The 21,370-nt window shown below is 67.7% G+C and carries 14 protein-coding genes, 2 tRNA genes and 1 rRNA gene; 15 read left to right on the plus strand and 2 right to left on the minus strand.

Going from position 1 to position 21,370, the window contains the following annotated elements:
- Positions 1-11 precede the first annotated feature (11 nt).
- The 8 genes from V1634_RS05980 to V1634_RS06015 all read left to right on the plus strand — a co-directional run bounded on the left by V1634_RS05980 (position 12) and on the right by V1634_RS06015 (position 11,793).
- On the plus strand, positions 12-1,307 hold the full coding sequence (locus V1634_RS05980) for a condensation domain-containing protein (protein WP_331206729.1): 1,296 nt from the start codon (positions 12-14) through the stop codon (positions 1,305-1,307).
- A gap of 424 nt (positions 1,308-1,731) precedes the next feature.
- Entirely contained in the window at positions 1,732-4,101 is a 2,370-nt protein-coding gene (locus V1634_RS05985; RefSeq protein ID WP_331206770.1) for an acyl-CoA dehydrogenase family protein, read from the plus strand.
- Positions 4,102-4,123: 22 nt separating this feature from the next.
- Positions 4,124-4,402, plus strand: coding sequence for a phosphopantetheine-binding protein (locus tag V1634_RS05990; RefSeq protein ID WP_331206730.1), 279 nt, complete (start codon positions 4,124-4,126; stop codon positions 4,400-4,402).
- The gene (locus V1634_RS05995; protein ID WP_331206731.1) at positions 4,399-5,928 is read left to right on the plus strand and encodes a class I adenylate-forming enzyme family protein; all 1,530 of its coding nucleotides are present in this window, start codon (positions 4,399-4,401) and stop codon (positions 5,926-5,928) included. Before V1634_RS05990 ends, V1634_RS05995 begins: the two co-directional genes overlap by 4 nt.
- Before the next feature lie 219 nt (positions 5,929-6,147).
- A complete protein-coding gene (locus V1634_RS06000; protein ID WP_331206732.1) occupies positions 6,148-8,007 on the plus strand; it encodes an ABC transporter ATP-binding protein in 1,860 nt (619 codons plus the stop codon).
- Positions 7,991-9,799 carry an ABC transporter ATP-binding protein gene (locus tag V1634_RS06005; RefSeq protein ID WP_331206733.1) on the plus strand — a complete coding sequence of 603 codons (1,809 nt, stop codon included), beginning with the start codon at positions 7,991-7,993 and terminating at the stop codon, positions 9,797-9,799. The genes V1634_RS06000 and V1634_RS06005 overlap by 17 nt, the downstream gene beginning before the upstream one ends.
- Before the next feature lie 365 nt (positions 9,800-10,164).
- Complete coding sequence (locus tag V1634_RS06010) at positions 10,165-10,704, plus strand: hypothetical protein (protein WP_331206734.1); 540 nt, start codon at positions 10,165-10,167, stop codon at positions 10,702-10,704.
- A 573-nt stretch (positions 10,705-11,277) separates the two neighbouring features.
- The gene (locus V1634_RS06015; RefSeq protein WP_331206735.1) at positions 11,278-11,793 is read left to right on the plus strand and encodes a hypothetical protein; all 516 of its coding nucleotides are present in this window, start codon (positions 11,278-11,280) and stop codon (positions 11,791-11,793) included.
- A gap of 1,005 nt (positions 11,794-12,798) precedes the next feature.
- Here V1634_RS06015 and V1634_RS06020 read toward each other — a convergent pair.
- A tRNA-Gly gene (locus V1634_RS06020) sits at positions 12,799-12,872 on the minus strand.
- Between the two features lie 225 nt (positions 12,873-13,097).
- Between V1634_RS06020 and V1634_RS06025 the strand changes: the two genes are divergently transcribed.
- The 6 genes from V1634_RS06025 (at position 13,098) to V1634_RS06050 (ending at position 18,624) form a co-directional block, all read left to right on the plus strand.
- A tRNA-Pro gene (locus tag V1634_RS06025) sits at positions 13,098-13,171 on the plus strand.
- Between the two features lie 193 nt (positions 13,172-13,364).
- Positions 13,365-14,729 carry a trigger factor gene (gene tig, locus V1634_RS06030; RefSeq protein WP_331206736.1) on the plus strand — a complete coding sequence of 455 codons (1,365 nt, stop codon included), beginning with the start codon at positions 13,365-13,367 and terminating at the stop codon, positions 14,727-14,729.
- Between the two features lie 196 nt (positions 14,730-14,925).
- Entirely contained in the window at positions 14,926-15,570 is a 645-nt protein-coding gene (locus V1634_RS06035; protein WP_107263487.1) for a ClpP family protease, read from the plus strand.
- 12 nt (positions 15,571-15,582) lie between these two features.
- Entirely contained in the window at positions 15,583-16,251 is a 669-nt protein-coding gene (locus V1634_RS06040) for an ATP-dependent Clp protease proteolytic subunit (RefSeq protein ID WP_101367584.1), read from the plus strand.
- 218 nt (positions 16,252-16,469) lie between these two features.
- Positions 16,470-17,762 carry an ATP-dependent Clp protease ATP-binding subunit ClpX gene (clpX, locus tag V1634_RS06045; protein WP_101367583.1) on the plus strand — a complete coding sequence of 431 codons (1,293 nt, stop codon included), beginning with the start codon at positions 16,470-16,472 and terminating at the stop codon, positions 17,760-17,762.
- Between the two features lie 64 nt (positions 17,763-17,826).
- Entirely contained in the window at positions 17,827-18,624 is a 798-nt protein-coding gene (locus tag V1634_RS06050) for a carbon-nitrogen hydrolase family protein (RefSeq protein WP_331206737.1), read from the plus strand.
- Positions 18,625-18,677: 53 nt separating this feature from the next.
- Here V1634_RS06050 and V1634_RS06055 read toward each other — a convergent pair whose 3' ends face one another.
- Positions 18,678-18,902 (minus strand): hypothetical protein, encoded by a 225-nt coding sequence (locus V1634_RS06055; RefSeq protein ID WP_331206738.1) that lies wholly within the window; start codon positions 18,900-18,902, stop codon positions 18,678-18,680.
- A gap of 605 nt (positions 18,903-19,507) precedes the next feature.
- Between V1634_RS06055 and V1634_RS06060 the strand changes: the two genes are divergently transcribed.
- Positions 19,508-21,023, plus strand: a 16S ribosomal RNA gene (locus V1634_RS06060).
- Positions 21,024-21,370: the final 347 nt, after the last annotated feature.

The following is a 21,370-nucleotide window of genomic DNA, read 5'->3' on the forward strand; positions in this document are numbered from 1 at the left end:
GGAGACCTGCCGTGGAATCACTGTACGTCCAGGTCCGGCACGGGGTGGACCGCGAGGCTCCGATGACCTGGGGTCAGCTCACCCAGCAGGCCATCTACGACTTCACGGCGGACGAGTCGCACCGGCAGACCCAGAAGCGAACGATCGAACTGCCGCCGGGAGTGCCGCCACAGCGGATCGCCACGGCGGTGCGGAGCGTGCTCGAGCGCCACGAGAGCCTGCGTACCCTCTTCTCGGCGGACCACCGTCAGCGGGTGCAGCCGTCCGTCGAGCTGTCGGTACCGATGGCTGCGCCGGGGGCGGACGACGAGGCACAGGAGATCTACACCGCGCTGTACCAGCGTCCCTTCGGCCCCGACGCCCTGCCGGTGCGGTTCGGTGTGTGCACCAGAGCCGATGGTTCGGCCACCCTGCTGATCGCGGCGTCCCACCTGGCGATCGACGCGTTCGCCGCGGACAGCCTCGCCGACGAGCTGCGCCGGCTCTGCGGGCCGGGCGACCTCGGCGTGCTGCCGGCCCCGGTGGGCCATCCCGTGGACCGGACCCGGTTCGAAGGGTCGCCGGCCGGCCGGGCGATGTCGCGCCGGAACATCGGTCGTTGGCAACGGCTCCACGAGGACGGTGTGGCCAGCACACCCGCGCCCACCCTGCCCGGCCTCACTCCCCGGTTCCACACCGGCACGCTGGTCTCGCCGACCCTGCGCCGGGCGATGCCCACCGCGTCGTCCCGGTTGGGGGCCTCGCCGGCGGTGATTCTGCTGGCGGCGATGAGCAGTGTGCTGGGTGACCTCTTCGGCATACCGAGGGTGGCCACCCGGATCGCCTACAGCAACCGCACCGACCCCCTCGACCTGGGGATCGAGACGCTGATGCAGTGGGGCCTGGCGGTCGTCGACGTACGGGGCACGGCGCAGGACGTGGCGCGCTCGGCGTTCCGGGAGACGCTGCGCGCGTCGGCGGCCGCCCGGTACGACATCTACGAGCTGTTCGAGACGCTGTCCGGCGAGCGCCACCCGCCGGACCATCGCTCCATGCCGCAGACGTTCCTCAACTACTTCGACGGCGCGAACTCCGCGACGATGCCGCCGGAGGACGACGACGGCCCGGTACCGGAGAGCACGTTCCGCACCGTGCCCAGCCACGAGCACGACAGCGACGGCCTGTATTTCCTCTTCGTGTCGCCGTCCCATGAGGCGATCACCCTGCATTACATGATCGATACGCGGTTGCTGTCCCTGGCCGACCTTGAGGCGTCCGCCCGGGCGCTCGAGGCGTGGGTGGTGACAGCGGCGCGGTCCGACGACTGATCAGCGGCCGGCTGCGGTCGGCCGGCGGAGTCGGCCCGGCAGTACCGCGAGCCAGCCGAATAGGGTCATTCGCTCGACCATGCGGCGAACCGGCCGCGTCGCCGGCCGGGTCCGCCGAGTCCTATCCCGACGGGCCACGGGCACGGATCTCCTGCCTACGGTGGCTGTCGACGGAACTCCGTTGTCGCGCAAAGCCATGATGGCAGAGGGGTGAGGCACCATAAGACCGTCGCCAATGGGTGCCAGCAGGGAACAGGGCGATGGGGTACGGTGGCGCAAAGGGCAGCGACCGCCAGCCGAGCGGCATACCGTCCTAACGGCACGGTGACGCCATCCAGCAGCACAGCTCGCCGGGGTCGCCCGCCCCATCACGGGGGAGTACCTGTTGGACCTGACACCTCAGGCGTCGGCGCTTGTCAAGATCATGGATGGCGCTTCCTGCTATGTCTACGACCTTGACGATGTGCAGGCCGCCGCGGGAGAGCTTCGTTCTGCGGTGCCTTCGGGATCGCAGCTCTACTATTCACTGAAAGCGAACCCTCATCCGGCCGTAGCCGGTGTGCTCGCCGAACTCGGCTTCCGGGCCGAGGTAAGCTCGGTCGGCGAGTTGGACCAGGCATGCCGGGCGGGATTCTCGGCCGCCGAGGCCATTTTCACCGGCCCCGGAAAGACGAAACAAGACCTGCGCAGTGCGCTTGCCCGCGGCGTACGGACCTTTTCCTGCGAGTCCGTGCACGACCTGCGCAGACTTGAGGGCCAGACATTCCAGGATGGTGAACCGCCCCGGGCTCTCCTCCGGATCAACGGGTTGGACGCGGGCAATGCGAGCGGGCTCCGCATGGCCAACACCTCGTCCCAGTTCGGCCTGACACCGAGCGACGTCGGACGTGCACTCGCCCAGGCCAGGACGGTGCGCGTGATCGGGATGCACTTCTACACGATCTCCAATGCCCAGGACGCGCAGGCGTTGGTGAACGAGCACCTCTTCAACCTCGGCGCCGCACACCGGTTGGCCGGCGAGTTCGGAATTCCACTCGACCTGCTGGACCTCGGCGGCGGGTTCGCCTCACCCTACGCGCGTCCCGGCTCGCGCCCGGACTACCGGGCCCTGCGCCCGGCGGTGGAGGCGGAGGTGGCCCGGCTGGGTCTGACCGGCACCACCCTGGCCTTCGAGTCCGGCCGCTTCCTGGTGGGGGGAAGTGGCTCACTGCTCACCGAGGTCGTCGACGTCAAGCAGAGCCGGTCGAAGACCTACGTCGTGCTGGCGAGCGGCATCAACCACCTGGGTGGGATGTCCGGGCTGCGACGGCTCCCACCGGCATCCGCCGTCTTCGAGAATCTGACGCCGCCACAGGGAGAACCGGAGACGGTGACCCTGGTCGGTCCGCTGTGCACGCCGGTCGACATCCTGTCCGCGCAGAGCTCGATGCCCAGACCCCGGATCGGTGACGTCCTGCGAGTCCCGAACGTGGGCGCCTACGGCTTGACCGCGAGCCTGGTCGGATTCCTCGGTCACGACGCGCCGACAGAGGTGGCGATGCGGGCCGGCGAGGTCGTGACGGTGGGCCGGCTGCGGCTCACCCGGGAGGATGAGCAGGCGGCCGGGCAGAACGTCTCCGCGCAGGACGTCGCGCGTCGCCTTCAGCCGCTCCTCGCGCAGCACGCCCCGGCCGCCGACGCGTCCGCCGAGGTTCCCGAGGCGTCGCTGAAGGCGTTGCGGGCGAGCGGGCTGTTCGGGCTGCTCGTGCCGAAGTCCCACGGTGGGCTCGGTGGAAGCCTCCGCGACATGGCAGAGGTCGCGACGATCCTCGGCGCCGGCTGCGTCTCCACCGCGATGATCTGGGCGATGCACTGCCAGCAGGTCGATGCCGTGGTCCGGTTCGGTTCTGCCGAGCTGCGGCAGCGGGTGTTGCCGGAAATCGCCAGGGGTGGCTGCTACATCGCCTCGGTGACCTCGGAGCGCGCGAAGGGCGGAGACCTCCTCACCAATGCCGAGGGCCTGGTCGACCACGGCGACCGCCTCTGGCTGGACCGTGACGCGCCGATCGTGACCGGTGGCCTGCATGCCGACGCCTACCTGGTGACCATGCGGTCCGCACCGGAGGCACCGCCGAACCGGGTCACCCTGGTCTGGGCCGACCGTGCGGCAATGACTCTCGAACAGCTGCGCGACTGGGACACCCTGGGCATGCGGGGCACCGAGAGCGTCGGCCTCAAGCTGCGCGGTTTCGTTCCCAGATCCGCGGTGATCGGCGACGAGGGGAACTTCCGGGCCATCGCGTTGGAGAGCTTCGTACCGGTCGGGCACATCGGCTGGGCTGCTGCCTGGCTCGGCGCCGCCCGCGGCGGAATGGTCCGGGTGGCGTCCAGTATGCGCAGCCGGGAGAGGTCGAGCGTGCCCGCCGCCCAGTCGGATCTGGCGCAGGCCAGGCTGGCCGAGGCGCGCGGCAAACTCGAGGCGGTCAGCGCGTACCTCTGGCAGGTGGTGGCCGAGGTCGAAGAGCTGCGGTCGCTCGGGCGGCGGCCGGACGCACCGGCGACGCAGATCCACCTGAACACGCTGAAGGTGCTCGCCTCGACGCTCACCTACCAGGCCATCGACGAGTGCGTGCAGCTCGTCGGCCTCAACCATGGCTACCGGCGCGACAGCGACCTACGGCTGGAAGCACTTCTGCGTGACCTTCGGTCGGCGAGCCTGAACTTCTCGAACGATCGCATCCTGGTCGCCTCCGGCATGCTCGGACTCGTGGACACGAACGTGCAGCTCGTCGCGCGATCCGGATTCGAATGGTGACGCAAACGGTGCTGGAGGATCAATGACGGACCTGTGGACCGACTCCTTCCTGGAAACGCTGCGGCGACAAGTTCCGCTCCTGCCGGCAGGGGAGGAGCTCACCCCCGCCACCAACCTGTACGACCTCGGGCTGGACTCGATGCGCAGCGTCCAGTTGCTCATCGCGCTGGAGGAGACGCTCGACATCAGCATCCCCGACGAGATGCTGACGGCCGAGGCGTTCCGCACGCCGGGTGATATCTGGGCGCTCGTCCAGGCGGTCCACGCGGAGCAGGATCCGGGAAGCCGCGACTCGTCGTGACTCCGACAGCCCGGGTCTCCGGCGATGCAGGCGAGTTGCTCGCCCTCGCCGTGGATCGATGGCCCGACGCCCCCGCCCTGCGGGACCCCGACTCCGGCACGGTCACCTACCGCCAACTGCTGCACCGGGTGACCGCGACCGCGCACTGGCTCCGAGACCAGGAGGTGGGGCCGGGAGCACGTCTGGCGGTGGTCGCGCAGAGCCGGCCCGCCACCGTCCTGCTGCTGTGGGCCACGATCCGGATCGGTGCCGTCTTCGTACCGCTGAATCCGGCCGCACCACCCGCCGCGCTGAAGGCAATGATCACGGACGCCGAGCCGTCCATGATCGTCGGCGCGCCCGAGACGATTTCCGGATCGACGGCCGGACGGTGGGTGGACTGGCCGGAGATCGAAGGTGCCGCGGCCGGGACGGCAAGCTCTCCGTGGCTGCCGGGAGTCCCGGCTCCGCGCTCCGACGACCTGTGCATGCTGCTCTACACCTCGGGCACGACGGCGGTCCCCAAGGGCGTCATGTGCCCGCACCGGAGCGTGCGCTTCGCGGTCGAGGCCATCCAGCAGCGACTTCGCTACACCGCCGAGGACATCGTCTTCAACCGACTTCCACTGTCGTTCGACTACGGCCTGTACCAGGTTCTGTTGGCGGCCCGTGCGGGAGCGTGCCTGGTGCTGGCCGGCCCGGGGACCGACACGACACTGCTTCGACGGATCGGTGACTCCGGGGCCACCGTCCTGCCCCTGCTGCCCACGCTCGGCAGCATGATCGAACGGCTACGCCGACGCTCCGGGCCGATAACCAGCGTGCGACTGATCACCAACACCGGAGCGGCGATGCCGGAACGTCTCCGGCAGAGCCTGCGCGAGATCTTCCCGGCGGCCCGCCTCTCCCTGATGTACGGGATCACCGAATGCAAACGGGTCACCATCATGGAGCCGGACGGTGACCTGGTCCGGCCACGCTCCGCCGGCCGGCCGCTCGACGGTCTCGAGGTCCAGGTGAAGGACGCGGACGGCAACTCCCTGCCGCCCATGGCGGTGGGGGAACTCTACGTCCGTGGCCCCTCCGTGATGGCCGGCTACTGGCGAGACGAGGAGCAGACCGAGTCGCGATTCGTCCCGTGTGCCGGGACATCGGAGCGGATGCTGCGCACCGGCGACTTCGGGTACCTCGACCCGGACGGGTACCTCTATTTCGAGGGGCGCCGGGACGACATTTTCAAGCACAACGGGGCTCGGATGAACAGCCAGGAGATCGAAGCGGCGGCCCAGCAGGTCCCCGGTGTCGAGCTGGCCGCTCTGCTCATCCCGTCCCGCGACGACGAGCCGATGGTCCTGGTGGTCAGCGGCGACTCCATCGATCCACCGTCGGTTCTGTCGGCGATGAGCCGGCATCTCGAACAGGTCAAGACGCCTGAGATATGCGTGGTGGTCCCGGAGATGCCGATGACGCCGAACGGCAAGGTCGACAAGACGAAGCTCCGCGAGAGCCGCGCCACCCACCATCCCCTGGGCGGGGGAGTCCGATGATGACTCCGGGCAGCGTATCTATCCGGTCCGCCGGGCTGGCCGACCGCCCGTCCGGGCGACGGCGGCGATCACCGCACCCGTACCGCAGGGGCAGCCGCACCGATCACTCGCCCGCGTAAATGGGGGAACCGTGCTCGATCCGCAGCACTTGTACAGGGCCTTCACCTCTGCCCTGCCAGGTGACCGAAGAATAGCCGCGCCCGACCGGGGGGCCGGGGGATGAGGCTGCGTCAACTCCTCAGCGACCGGTGGGTGCTCCTGCGTCTGCTGCCGAAGGACCGAACCTTCGCCTGGGTCGGCATGACGCTCATCCTGGTCGTCCGGGCCGCGCTGCCCGCCGCCACCGCGCTCGCCACCGCCGCCGTCGTCCGAAACCTGACCGACGGCCTGGCCGCGGTCGACGGCATCTACCTGCCGCTCGTGGCCCTCGGCGCGGTTCTCCTGCTGGACCAGGCTCTGGACGGGATCAGCGATCCCCTACAGTTCCACGTCGCACATCGCATCGACGGAGTCCACCGGCAGCAGGTCATCCGGGCGCTGCGCCAGCCGGAGACGATCGCCCACCTCGAGGATCCCGCGTTGCAGGACGCCATCGAGCTTGCCTCGGCGGAGCCGGCCAACTGGACCGAGTACTCGCCCGGAATGGCAGTGGTCGGCCAGTGCGTCCTGCTGAGCCGGCTGCTGAAAGCAGCCCTGTCCGCGGCGGTGCTCTGGGTCGTCGTATCGCCGCTGCTGGTGGTCGTACTGCTGGGGCTGCTGCTCCTGTTGCGGGGCATGATGCGGCGCAAGTGGATGAGCCTGATCGCGGTCTGGGCCGGCAACACCAAGCACATCCGGCGGGCCGGCTACTGGCGGGACGTCTCCTCCGGACCGGAGACCGCGAAGGAGCTGCGCATCTTCGGCTTCTTTCCGTGGTCGGTGCGGCAGTACCGCCGGGCGACCCTGGACCACCTGGAGCCCTACCGCGAGCGCAAGTTCGTCATCCTGCGGGCCCAGTGGCAGTTGCTCACCGTCAGCGCCCTGTCGATCGGTACGGCTCTGCTCGTTCCCTCCACCATGGCGGCCTCCGGCCGGCTCAACAGCGTCGAGCTGGCCACGGCGCTCACCGCGGGGCTCGGCATGCTCTCGCTGGGATGGATGGGATACGAGGCCATGCATATCGAAGGTGGACTCCCTTCCGTCCGAGCGCTACAGAAGCTGGAGGCGCTCCCCGGAAAACGACCCGCGACCGCGCGCGCGGTCCGTACCGCGCCGGCCGGGCAGGGGCCGCCGCTGCTCGCCTTCGAGTCGGTGTCATTCACGTACCCGGGCGGGAGCCGCCGCGTCCTGGAGAATCTGGACCTGACCGTCAAGCCCGGCGAGGTCCTCGGCATCGTCGGTGCCAACGGCGCCGGCAAGACCACCCTCATCAAGTTGCTGTCCCGGCTCTACGATCCCGGCCAGGGTCGGATCACCGCCGACGGGGTCGACCTGGCGAAGATCGACCGGGACGCGTGGCAGTCGAGGTTGGCCGTGGTCTTCCAGGGCTTCGTCCGCTACGAGTTGTCGCTGCGGGACAACGTCCGGATGGGCCGACCCGGGGCGGTGGCCGACCCGGACGTGTTGCACAGCGTCGCTGCCGAAGCCGGCATCGAGAAGCTCGTCCGTAGCCTGCCCCACGGCTGGGACACCCCGTTGTCACGGTCCCGGAGCAATGGCGTGGACCTCTCCGGCGGGCAGTGGCAGCGCGTCGCGATCGCACGGGCGTTGTTCGCACTGCGTACCGGCGCCGACGTTCTCGTGCTCGACGAACCCACCGCCAACCTCGACGTACGCACGGAGTTCGAGGTGTTCAGCCTGCTGATGGAGGCTGCTCGGGACAGCACGGTGCTCCTCGTGTCGCACCGGTTGTTCACCGTCAAGGAGGCAGACCGGATCGTCATGCTCGGCGACGGAGCGGTATCCGAGTCCGGCACACACGCAGAGCTGATGGCGCACGACGGCGAGTACGCCCGGATGTTCCGGCTTCAAGCCCATCGCTTCCTGGGAGCGGATGACCAGGTGTCCGTCAAAGGGGGAGCCCATGCGTCATCGTTCTGAGGCCTGGCTCGAAATCTTCCGGCGCTCCTGGCGTCTGGATCGCCGGATAGCCGCGTCGGTGCTCGCCCTGCTCGTGGTGTCGAACGCCGCCTTCCTGATCGGCGGACTGGCGCTGCGGGCGCTCGTGGACGCCGCCATCCACCGCGAGTGGCAGAGTGTGCTGGTCGCCGCCGCGCTGGGAGCGGTGGCCTGGGCGGTCGTGGACATCGGCTTCCTGATGGAGCAGGAACTGCGGATGGACCTGTCCGACCGGCTCGGAATGCTGGACGTGGACGAGGAGATCCAGCGCAACGTCGCCGGTATCCCCACACTGGACCACCTCGAAAATCCCGAGTATCTGGACCGCCTGGAACTGGTGCGGGGCCAAGGCACCGTCCTTGTGCAGGCGTGCTGGGCGCTCCTGTACTCCGCATCCAATTTCGTACGGGTTCTGATCACCCTCGTCCTGCTGGGTTCGATCCACCCGGCCCTCCTCGGCCTGGCGATCTTCGCTCTGCCGCCGCTGCTCCTCAAACGCGTGGGACCGGCCAAGGCTCGTAAGGCACAGCTGGCGGTCGCCGAGACGGCACGGCTGGAACGCCACCTCTTCGGTCTGCTCACCGATTCACGAGCCGCACCGGAACTCCGCATCACCGGGGCCGGAACCGAACTGGCGCGGCAGGTCGAGGAGGCGTGGCGGGCGGAAGGCGTGATCGAGGCCCGGGCCCGGTACCTCGGTGCGGCGGCCTCCGCCCTGGGCTGGACCCTGTTCATGGTGGGCTACGTCGCCGGTCTGTTCTACGTCGTCTACCTGGTGGCGCAGGGCGAGCGAAGCATCGGAGACCTGGTGCTCGCGGTGGCGCTGGCCGGTCAACTCCGGGCACAGATCGAGCAGGCCATCTCTCAGACGGCTCCGGTGTTCGCCGGGATCGCCGCCCTCGAACCGTTCCTCTGGCTGCGCCGTTACGCCGCGCAGCAAACGAGTGCCCAGACCGGAGGTCAGGTCCCGAGTCGGCTGAGCCACGGTGTGATGCTGCGGGACGTCAGCTTCCGCTATCCCGGGCAGGATCGTGATGCGCTCTCCGGCGTGACCCTGGACCTGCCGGCCGGACGCATCATCGCGGTCGTCGGCGAGCACGGCTCGGGCAAGACCACTCTGATCAAGCTCCTGACCGGCCTCTACCAGCCCTCCAGCGGCGTCATCGACATCGACGGCGTTCCGCTGAAGGACCTGGACCTGAGATCGTGGCGGGCCTCGTGCGGCGCCGTCTTCCAGGACTTCGGGCGCTACCGGACGTCCGTGCGAGCCGCGGTCGGAGTGGGTGATGTCGACCGGATCGACGACAGCGCCAGGATCGAGCGTGCCCTGGCCGCAGCCGACGCCTCGTCGATCGTCGAGGCGCTCCCGGACGGGCTGGAAACCCGCTTGGGCAGGGAGTTCGGCGGGGTGGAACTGTCGGAGGGGCAGTGGCAACGGGTCGGGCTCGCCCGTGGAGCGATGCGGGACGACCCGCTCCTCATGGTGCTGGACGAGCCGACCGCAGCGCTCGACGCCACCAGCGAGTACGAGATCTTCCAGGCGCAGGATGCGATTTCCCGTACCCACGCCACCGCCCGTGGCACCATCACGCTCATCGTCACGCACCGGTTCTCCACCATCGCGATGGCCGATCTCATCGTCGTCCTGCACGAGGGCAGGGTGGTCGAGCAGGGTGATCACACGACGCTGATGCAGCTGAACGGCCGGTACGCGGCCACCTATCGGCTCCAGCAGGAGGCGAGCGCCGCCGGCATCGGTGTCAAGCTCAACTAGCGTCAGGCAGATCACGGCGACGTGTGGTCGCCGTCCGTCCGGAGCCAGCCGAGGCGCTCCGGCATCTGCTGGCGCCCGGCGAGCGGCGCACCGTGGGGCTAGGCGGGGTGGTCGTGCTGCCGAGCATGATCGACGCCGGGCCACGCGGTACCGCGTTCGCTGACTTCCGCTGACTCCCGAAGGCGGCTCGGTCGCGGTCCACCGCTCGTCACGACCGCAGGGCAGCCCTGCCCCGCAAAGGATCAAGACTGTTGTCGGCCGGTGACTGTCGGCGCCCTGTGCGGAGCATCTGGCGGTGTCGGTCACCGCCGTACTATGTGGGCCGGGTTGGGTGTACGGGTGGCCGTGCGGCCATGGGACAAGGCATGGGTGAGAAGTGGGGCACAGTGCAGCGGCGTCGCAAGTTCGAGGTGACCGACGACTCGGGCTTTCTCGGCTTAGTGGACCATCATGTATACCAAGGCTTTGTCAATAAAGACTGGACATATGAATCTCTCTTCGGACACTTCTGTGCAGCCATGGAACAGCGGTCGTTGCTGCTGTGGGGGACGGGTCGGGAAAACGACTGGACTGTCGAGGTTATTGTCGGTGACCTCGTCGAGCAGCCGGGGTTTCGTCGAGCAGCCGGACCGATCCGAGTAACGGCCGGGCAACTCCACCTGGTCAACTACGAGTCGTTGACGATGGCCGCGCAGTTCGACGACGTTCGCCTGCCCGAGCCACATCGTCAAGACCTGGTCTTCGAAGTGCCGACCGGCATCTACAGATGTGAGGTCAACCAACTCGACGACCCGGATGTCGACCTTGAGGACGACCCGGACCGTTCCCGGCCGCACTTCCTCCTCACGCTGACAGCTGGTCGGCAGGCCGAGCCGTGGCGTACGCCACCGTGGCACGACGATTAGCCGGACCGTCAGCATGGAAATCGTTGCCGGTGCCCCGGCCTGTCCGGAGTGCCTGGTCGGCGGCGGGGTGGGGGTGTGGGTCCTGCCCGCCGGTGACCGTCTACGGCGCCGGCTTATGGCCCGTGAATGGCCCGGCTCGGAGGGTGCGGCGTCCGGCGTCGTACGGCAACCCGCCCCCGGCCTTCGGATCGGGGCGGCTTGCCGTGGTGCCGGCTAACCGCGCCCCTTGACCACGTACTCCGGTGGCAAGCCGCGTAGCGGCGCGGCAGCCGATCGTCCCGTCCTCGGCCGGGATTGACCGCCCCCACGACCGTCGCAGCGTTGCGCTCATCGTGGCTCAAGGCCGAGGGCTATGAGGGCATCAGCCCATGGGGCGGATCCGGGCTGCCGTTGTCTCGGTGGCTCCGCTCATGGCTCTAGCCATCGAAGCGTGCTGTACTCCTGTCTATGGGGCGGCGGCGGGTACAGGCGGGCCTTGGTGTGCTGGCGTTGGTGCTCAGCCTCTCAGCGTTCGGGGGGTGGCGCTGGTGGCACAATCGGGCGCCCTATGGCCCGGAGGTCCTGGCCGCTACCGTGGCGCTGGAGTTGGTCGGCAACGAGACCGCCTCGGCTGCGCTGGGTCAGGTGACTGCGCCACATGCGGACGAGGGCGATCAACTGGTGTTGGGGCGGGTCACATGGCGACCGCCTGTCGAGCCGCAGGACGGCGCCGTGTTCTGGATCGTCGTCCTGGACAAGCGCACTCATCTCAAGCCCACGGTCTTCGGAGTCGCGTCACCCCGTCAAGCCGACGTGGGTGTCGGATCGCACGGGTACCTCCGGAAGGCCGCCGACCGTTATCCCTGGTTGCAGGGCATCGTGGGTCGAGAGGTTGACGGCGGGTGGAGGGACGCCGGCAGTTCCATTTCCGTAGCGGCACCCGATGCGTCGCCGGTGACGTTCGTCGGCATCTTCCCCGACGCGAAGCGGCTGAAGCAGTCCGAGCCCCTGATTGCTACGGCTCCGGTGGCGGTATCGGACCTGCTGGTCGCCCTCGTCAACATGGGGCCTGACGGCCAGCTTTACTGGGCTCAACGGCTCTGGGGCTAGCGAACCAGCGGGAACAGGAAACTACTGTGCTTCGTACGCCGAGCGCAGCGGGCCGGCGCCGCGCTTGCGCGGCGCCTTGATCCTGAAGAGAGCGTTTCGGCAGTGCAGGCCGTACCGTTCTCCCGGCTGATCCGGTGGACAAGATGCTTGGAAGGCGTCATGACCTTGAGCATGGGGCACACGACGGGCACGACTGCGAGACCCCTTGGCTGGCAGGAAGCAGGGTCGTCCGCACGAAATGGGCGGGACCTCGGGCGCGATCTGGCCGTCAGTCCTGCTGCCCCCGACGGCATCTCATGACCGTTCGGTGTGAAGGAACGATCGGAGCAACTGAGCTGCCCACCCACGGCCCCTGAGCTGTCAAAACAGTCCACCAGCATCCACGGACGTCCTCCCGGCTGGCCACCGACCAGTCCGCGCAGTGAGCCTCTACCTGTCGGCCGGCGGCCGAAAGGAGCTGCTTGCCGCGCAGGTGCGGTTTGACCGGCACACCCCGTCGAGCGCCGACGGCCTCTGTCCGGCCTGCGGCCAACCAGGGCCGTGCGCGCTGCGCCGGGCCGCGCTGCGCGTCCTTGGCCGGTACGGCTGTCTGCCTCGGCGGTGGCCTGGTGCGTCCCGCCTAGAGCTGATCCGTGGTGCGTCGTCATGGTTCGGCTTCCGTTGAAGGTGCCGGTGCCGTTCGCATGGGTCTTCCGTCCGAGGCGCTCCATCTTGGCGTAGCGCCGCAGGTTGCTCTACGGCGTTCAACCCGGTGGGTAGAGCCGGCTTAACCCCGGCCGCCATGGCGCAACTCAGGTCGAAGAAGCTGGCGAGGCGGACGAACCCACGCCGTCGGCGGAGACGACCGATGGCGCCAAGCCCACCGGAAGCTTCGGCGATGAAGACGACCCGAAAGGGTCACCCCGGACGGCACGTCCCCGGGCTACGGGAACGCAAGATCAAAAAGGGCTAGAAACAACTCGGCCCGGGCGAGGCGATCATGCCGCTGACCTGGGCCGGAAGGTCTGGAGCGGGCGACGGGAATCGAACCCGCACCGTCAGTTTGGAAGACTGAAGCTCTGCCATTGAGCTACGCCCGCGCTCGCCCGATCATCTCGGGACGCGACGGATAGCCTAACGGGTCGTCCCGCTCCCTGGATACCGGTATCCCGCCGAGCGGCGTCCACCCCTCGCCCAACACCCGGAACCCGAAGCGCCCGCACCCCACGTACGCCAGGATCAAGCTTGATCGGGACGACACGGCGGCCCAGCACGAGACCGGGCGGGCGCGACCCTGACCGGACGGCATACACTCTTCACCGCCACGGGGTGTGGCGCAGCTTGGTAGCGCACTCGCTTTGGGAGCGAGGGGCCGTGGGTTCAAATCCCGCCACCCCGACTGTCCCCCGCAGCTGTCGCTGCGGGGGAGAGCCTCGACCGCGGGGCGGGCGAGCCTCGGCTGCGGGGTGAGTCTTGCCACCCCGCGCCGTCAGACGCCTCTGCCGGCTCGCCTACACTCGATGGGCTGAAGACCGGCGATGGGCTGAAGGCCGGCCCAGAATTAAGATCGAGATCCGTCAAGGAGTACGCCTGTGAAGAGCACCGTCGAGACTCTGAGCCCGACGCGCGTGCGGCTCGCCATCGAGGTGCCGTTCGTCGAGCTCGAGCCGAGCCTCAAGAAGGCGTACCGGGAGATCGCCTCGCAGGTCAACGTCCCGGGCTTCCGGCGCGGCAAGGTGCCGGCCGCCGTGATCGACCAGCGGGTCGGCCGGGGCACGGTGCTGAACGAGGCCGTGCAGGACGCCATCCCGGAGAACATTCTCGCCGCGGTCCGCGAGCACGACGTGAAGACGCTGGGCCGACCCGAGGTCGAGATTACCGAGTTCAACGACGGTGACTCGCTGAAGTTCACCGCCGAGGTCGACGTCCGGCCCGAGATCACGCTGCCGGACCTCTCCACGGTCGAGGTGACCGTCGACGAGCTCCAGATCGACGAGAGCGAGATCGACGCCCAGGTTGCCAGCCTGCGGGAGCGGTTCGCCACGCTCAAGACGGTCGAGCGGGCCGCCCAGGAGGGCGACTACGTGCAGATCGACCTGGCGGCGACCGTCGATGGCGAGGAGGTGCCGGGCGGCTCGGCCACCAACATCTCGCACGAGGTCGGCAGCAAGCAGCTCCTGCCGGGGCTGGACGAGGTGCTGGTCGGCCTCTCGGCCGGTGACTCGACCACCTTCCAGACCCAGCTCGTCGGCGGTGATTTCGCCGGTCGGGATGCCGACGTCGCGGTGACGGTCCGCACCGTCAAGGAAAAGGAACTTCCTCCGCTCGACGACGATTTTGCCCAGCTCGCCAGCGAGTTTGACACCCTCGACGAGCTGCGTGGCGACATCCGCGAGCGGGTGAGCCGGTCGAAGAAGATCGAGCAGATCTACGCCGCCCGGGATCGTGCCCTGGAGCAGATGGTGGCGGCCGCCGACGTGCCGGCTCCGGAGGGGGTCGTGCGCGAGGAGGTCGAGCACCGCAAGCAGGCCATGGTCGACCAGCTTGAGCGGATCGGCGCCTCCCTGGAGGAATACCTGACCTCCGAGGAGAAGACCGAGGAGCAGATCGACGCCGAGCTGAAGGACGCGGCCACCGAAGGGGTCAAGATCCAGCTGCTGCTGGACACCCTGGCCGATGCCGAGCAGGTCCAGGTCTCCGACGACGAGTTCGGGCACGAGATCGTGCACCGGGCGCAGCGCGCCGGGATGGCCCCTCAGCAGTACTACGACCAGCTCGTCCGCTCCGGCGCGGCCGGCGCGGTCTTCGGCGACGTCCGGCGCGGCAAGGCGCTGGCCATGGTGATGGAGCGGATCAAGATCACCGACTCGGCCGGTAACCCGATCAACATGGACGAGCTCCGCGCCGCGAGTGGCGAGGAGCACGACCACCAGCACGACCACGACCACGAGCACTGAGCCGCGCGGGGTCGTGACCGCCGGGCCCGGACGCCACGCTCCGGGCCCGCACGGCCAGAACCCATCGGGTACGCCCCGGGCGGTCAGCGCGCCGTCGCCAACTGCGCTGTTAGCGAACAGTGCCCGGACCGGGACGTTACGACCCCGGTCAGCGGTTAATGTCGGGCGTAAGACGCACGGAGAGCGAAGGGCTGCCATGACTGGTTCAGACTTCTCAGCTATGCCCCTGCGGGTGACCGAAGCCCGCGGTGCGGACGCACTTGGTGGCAACCTCGACGACTCGGTCTACAACCGGCTGCTCAAGGAGCGGATCATCTTCCTTGGCAGCGAGGTGACCGACCAGGTCGCCAACCGCATCTGCGCACAGCTGCTGCTACTCGCCGCGGAGGACCCCGGCCGCGACATCAACCTGTGGATCAACTCGCCGGGTGGCTCGGTCTACTCCGGCATGGCGATCTACGACACCATGCAATTCATCGACAACGACGTCTCCACGGTCGCCATGGGCATGGCCGCCTCGATGGGCCAGCTTCTGCTCTGCGCCGGCACCAAGGGCAAGCGCTACGCCCTGCCGCACGCGCGGATCATGATGCACCAGCCCTCCGGCGGCATGGGCGGTACGGCATCCGACATCGCCATCCAGGCGGAGCAGATGCTCTACACCAAGCGGATGTTCCAGGAGCGGGTGGCTCACCACACCGGCCAGGACCAGGCCCAGATCGAGGCCGACTCGGACCGGGACCGCTGGTTCACCGCCACCGAGGCCAAGGACTACGGCTTCATCGACAAGGTGATCACCGGAGCCGCGCAGGTTCCGGAAGGCGCCGGGACCCTGAGCTGAGGAGCGGAAACGATGACTGACCCGACCCTGCTTGCCGGTGGTGGCTTCCAGCCCGTGCACAACCGGTACGTCCTGCCCTCCTTCGTCGAGCGCACCTCGTACGGCGTCAAGGAGTCGAACCCCTACAACAAGCTCTTCGAGGACCGGATCATCTTCCTCGGCGTGCAGGTGGACGACGCGTCGGCCAACGACGTGATGGCCCAGCTGCTGACGCTGGAGGGCACCGACCCGGACCGCGACATCATCATGTACATCAACTCGCCCGGTGGTTCGTTCACCGCCATGACGGCGATCTACGACACGATGCAGTACGTCCGGCCGGACATCCAGACCGTCTGCCTCGGGCAGGCGGCCAGCGCCGCGGCCGTACTCCTCGCCGCCGGTACGCCCGGCAAGCGCATGGCGCTGCCGAACTCCCGGATCATCATCCACCAGCCGGCCACCGAGGGCGGCTACGGGCAGGGCTCGGACATCGAGATCCAGGCTCGGGAGATCCTCCGGATGCGCACCCAGCTCGAGGAGATGCTCTCCCGACACTCCAACCAGCCGATTGAACGAGTCCGTCGTGATATCGACCGTGACAAGTTCATGACTGCCGAGGAGTCTCGGGAGTACGGCCTGGTCGACACCATCCTGACCAGCCGAAAGAAGGGCCTGCTCGCGGCGAACGCCTCGAGCTGATCATCTTGGGTCAGAGGCCGGCCGGCCGGCTGTCCGGCGGCCGGCCTCTGACACACCCGTTTTGGGGGTCGGAGAAACCTCGCGCAGCGGGTAACGTCGGTTCTGCACCGCCCACGGCCGGTCGGAACCGGCCGGTGAAGAGAACCGACGGGGCATACCGTCCGCAGGCCAGTGCCTCTGCTCAGCGAGGCTGGCCGATGAGCGCAGGGAGAACGTAGGTGGCACGGATCGGCGACGGTGGCGACCTACTAAAGTGCTCCTTCTGTGGCAAGTCGCAGAAGCAGGTCAAGAAACTCATCGCGGGCCCCGGGGTCTACATCTGTGACGAGTGCATAGACCTCTGCAACGAGATCATCGAAGAAGAGCTGGCCGAGTCCGGCGAGGTGAAGTGGGAAGAGCTTCCCAAGCCGATGGAGATCTGCCAGTTCCTCGACCAGTACGTCGTGGGTCAGGACCAGGCGAAGAAGGCCCTCGCGGTCGCGGTCTACAACCACTACAAGCGGATCCAGGCCGAGTCTGCCGGCGGTCCCGGCGCGAGCGACGGCGTGGAGCTGTCGAAGTCCAACATCCTGCTGATCGGCCCGACGGGGTGCGGCAAGACACACCTGGCCCAGACCCTCGCCCGGATGCTGAACGTGCCGTTCGCGATCGCCGACGCCACCGCGCTGACCGAGGCCGGCTACGTCGGCGAGGACGTCGAGAACATCCTGCTCAAGCTGATCCAGGCCGCCGACTACGACATCAAGCGGGCCGAGACCGGGATCATCTACATCGACGAGGTCGACAAGATCGCCCGTAAGTCGGAGAACCCGTCGATCACCCGGGACGTCTCCGGCGAGGGCGTGCAGCAGGCGCTGCTCAAGATCCTCGAAGGCACCGTGGCGAACGTGCCGCCGCAGGGTGGCCGGAAACACCCGCACCAGGAGTTCATCCAGATCGACACCACCAACGTGCTCTTCATCTGCGGCGGTGCCTTTGCCGGCCTCGACCAGATCATCGAGGCCCGCACCGGCCAGGGCGGGCTCGGCTTCGGTGCCCACCTCCGCTCGGTCTCCGAGCGCTCGACCGACGATATCTTCGGCCGGGTCATGCCGGAGGACATGCTCAAGTTCGGTCTGATCCCCGAGTTCATCGGCCGGCTTCCGGTGATCACCAACGTCCGGAGCCTCAACCGCGAGGCTCTGGTCCGGATCCTCACCGAGCCCCGCAACGCGCTCGTCCGGCAATACCAGCGCCTCTTCGAACTCGACGGCGTGGAGCTGGAGTTCGAGCCGGCGGCGCTGGAGGCGATCGCCGACCAGGCGATGCTCCGCGGCACCGGTGCCCGGGGGCTGCGCGCCATCCTCGAAGAGGTCCTGCTCTCCGTGATGTACGAGGTGCCCAGCAACCCGAACGCGGCCCGCGTCCTGATCACCCGGGGTGTCGTGCTGGAGAACGTCAACCCGACGATCGTGCCGCGCGAGTTCACCGGCCGGCGCGCCCGCCGGGAGCGTGAGGAGCGCTCGGCCTGACGCCGCTCCGCCGACCGTTCCGGTAAGCCTGGCCACCCGGGGACCGTCCCCGTAGGCTCTCCGCATGCGCGTCGCCGTCTGCCAGCTCAATGCCCGCGACGACCGGAAGGCCAACCTGACCGTCGCCGGCGAGCTGCTCGGCCGGGCCGCAGCCGCCGGGGCGGACCTGGCGATCCTGCCGGAGTACGTCGACTATCTCGGCCCGTCGCGCGGGCTGCCCACCCCGGAGCCGGTCGACGGCGAGTTCGCCGAGTTCTTCGCCGAGGCGGCCCGACAGCACGGGATGTGGGTGCACGCCGGCTCGTTCCACGAGACGGGACCGGATCCGGAGCACACCTACAACACCTCGCTGGTCTTCGACCGGACCGGTGCGCTCGCCGCCACGTACCGGAAGATCCACCTCTACGACGTGGAGATCCCCGGCCGGGTCTCCTATCTCGAATCCAAGACCGTCGCCGCCGGCTCCGAGCCGGTCACGGTCGACATCGAAGGGGTACGCGTCGGCCTCTCGATCTGTTACGACCTGCGCTTCCCCGAGCTGTATCGGCAGTTGGCCGTCACCGGGCAGGCCCAGCTGCTGGTGGTGCCCGCAGCCTTCATGCTGCACACCGGCCGGGACCACTGGGAGGTGCTGTTGCGGGCCCGGGCGATCGAGAACCAGTGTTACGTGGCGGCGGCGGGGCAGATCGGCGACCACGATCCGGGGCGTACCTGCTTCGGCCGCAGCATGGTGGTCGACCCCTGGGGGACGGTGGTCGGCCAGGCCCCCGACACGGTCGGGATCGTGGTCAGCGACCTCGACCTCGACCGGCTGCGCGAGATCCGCACCGAGCTGCCCAGCCTGGCGAACCGACGACTCTGACGGCGCGGCACCACCGGGCCGACCGCCGCACGATCATCGCGACCGTCCTACGGTCATTGCAGCAGCATGCCGACGACGGCCAGGCCGATGATCGCGGAGGCTGTCACCAGCAGCCCGGTGGTCATCCGGGATCGGCCACGGCGGGCCAGCCGGTGTACCGACGCGACCACGGCCACCAGCACGAGCCCACCGATGACGAGCTGCCAGAACGGCAACAGGAGCGCGGTGATGCTGTCCTGCGCGACGGTGATCTCCGTGGAGCTCGCAAACGCGGCCATGGTTGCCACTCTGACACGGCGGACCCGCTCCGACACGGACAACCGTGGCACGGTCAGGTCACAGCGGTACAGAAGGAGGAGTACGTCGATTTGCGCCCAGCGGCTCGGCGGCGTAACTTTCTCTCTGCGCGCGGCGCCCCGGACGAAAAGGCCGGGCCGCGAGCACCTCGGTCTCTCGGAGGGCATCCGCCCGACGGGGACGGAGGCCGGGTGGTGCGCTCGACCGGATGAACTTCAGGTTGAGATTGCGGGACCAACCGGGTAGAGTGTTCCAGGCCGGCAGGAGCCGGGCAGATGCGCCGCGAGCGGCCATCGGCCGGTCTGCGGGCTTCCCCCCGACAGAAGCGACCACCGTCAGGTGTGCGTGTGTACGGGGAACCTCTCGGGTGAAGCAGACGAGCCCAAAGTTGGGGCTTGACACTGTGAGGCCGAGCGGGTAGGTTAGGCAAGTTGCCCCGAGGGCGGCCCTCCCAGCGAGGTTCGTGTTCGGTGTGTGGTTGTTCTTTGAGAACTCAACAGGGTGCTTGATAAGCCAGTGCCAAATTGGTTTTATTGTTTGGCAGCAAGTGTTTTTATTGTTGCTGGGTTTTGATTTTCCATGGTTTTTGTTGGAGAGTTTGATCCTGGCTCAGGACGAACGCTGGCGGCGTGCTTAACACATGCAAGTCGAGCGGAAAGGCCCTTCGGGGTACTCGAGCGGCGAACGGGTGAGTAACACGTGAGTAACCTGCCTCAGGCTTTGGGATAACCCTCGGAAACGGGGGCTAATACCGGATATGACCTGCTTCCGCATGGGGGTGGGTGGAAAGTTTTTCGGCCTGGGATGGGCTCGCGGCCTATCAGCTTGTTGGTGGGGTGATGGCCTACCAAGGCGACGACGGGTAGCCGGCCTGAGAGGGCGACCGGCCACACTGGGACTGAGACACGGCCCAGACTCCTACGGGAGGCAGCAGTGGGGAATATTGCACAATGGGCGGAAGCCTGATGCAGCGACGCCGCGTGAGGGATGACGGCCTTCGGGTTGTAAACCTCTTTCAGCAGGGACGAAGCGTGAGTGACGGTACCTGCAGAAGAAGCGCCGGCCAACTACGTGCCAGCAGCCGCGGTAAGACGTAGGGCGCGAGCGTTGTCCGGATTTATTGGGCGTAAAGAGCTCGTAGGCGGCTTGTCGCGTCGACTGTGAAAACCCACAGCTCAACTGTGGGCTTGCAGCCGATACGGGCAGGCTAGAGTTCGGTAGGGGAGACTGGAATTCCTGGTGTAGCGGTGAAATGCGCAGATATCAGGAGGAACACCGGTGGCGAAGGCGGGTCTCTGGGCCGATACTGACGCTGAGGAGCGAAAGCGTGGGGAGCGAACAGGATTAGATACCCTGGTAGTCCACGCTGTAAACGTTGGGCGCTAGGTGTGGGGGGCCTCTCCGGTTCTCTGTGCCGCAGCTAACGCATTAAGCGCCCCGCCTGGGGAGTACGGCCGCAAGGCTAAAACTCAAAGGAATTGACGGGGGCCCGCACAAGCGGCGGAGCATGCGGATTAATTCGATGCAACGCGAAGAACCTTACCTGGGTTTGACATGGCCGCAAAACCTGCAGAGATGTGGGGTCCTTCGGGGGCGGTCACAGGTGGTGCATGGCTGTCGTCAGCTCGTGTCGTGAGATGTTGGGTTAAGTCCCGCAACGAGCGCAACCCTTGTTCGATGTTGCCAGCGCGTTATGGCGGGGACTCATCGAAGACTGCCGGGGTCAACTCGGAGGAAGGTGGGGATGACGTCAAGTCATCATGCCCCTTATGTCCAGGGCTTCACGCATGCTACAATGGCCGGTACAATGGGCTGCGATACCGTGAGGTGGAGCGAATCCCAAAAAGCCGGTCTCAGTTCGGATCGGGGTCTGCAACTCGACCCCGTGAAGTCGGAGTCGCTAGTAATCGCAGATCAGCAACGCTGCGGTGAATACGTTCCCGGGCCTTGTACACACCGCCCGTCACGTCACGAAAGTCGGCAACACCCGAAGCCGGTGGCCTAACCCTTTTGGGGGGGAGCCGTCGAAGGTGGGGCTGGCGATTGGGACGAAGTCGTAACAAGGTAGCCGTACCGGAAGGTGCGGCTGGATCACCTCCTTTCTAAGGAGCACCTCCCGGCGAAGGTCGGGTAGGAGCCTCGTGGCCCGCGGATGTCGGGTCAGGGGTGCTCGATGGCGGAGACACTGGCGAGTTCACGGCTGGCAACGGCTGGTCCGGCGAGTACGGCCTCCCTGGTGGGGGTGTGGAAGGTCGGGTTGGTGCGGCTGGTGGTGGATGTAGGGCACCCTGTTGGGTCCTGAAGGAACAACCTGTGGGTTGGTTCTTCGGTCCAGGCATGACCTGGCTCCATATACCGTCGATGGTCATCGGTTTTGTGCTGGTGGTTGTTGGGCTGGTGTGGGGTGGTGGGTTGTGGGTTGGTCGTTTGTTGAGAATTGCACAGTGGA

Origin of the sequence: Plantactinospora veratri, from assembly GCF_036421995.1 — a bacterium.
Classification (GTDB): Bacteria; Actinomycetota; Actinomycetes; order Mycobacteriales; family Micromonosporaceae; genus Plantactinospora; species Plantactinospora veratri.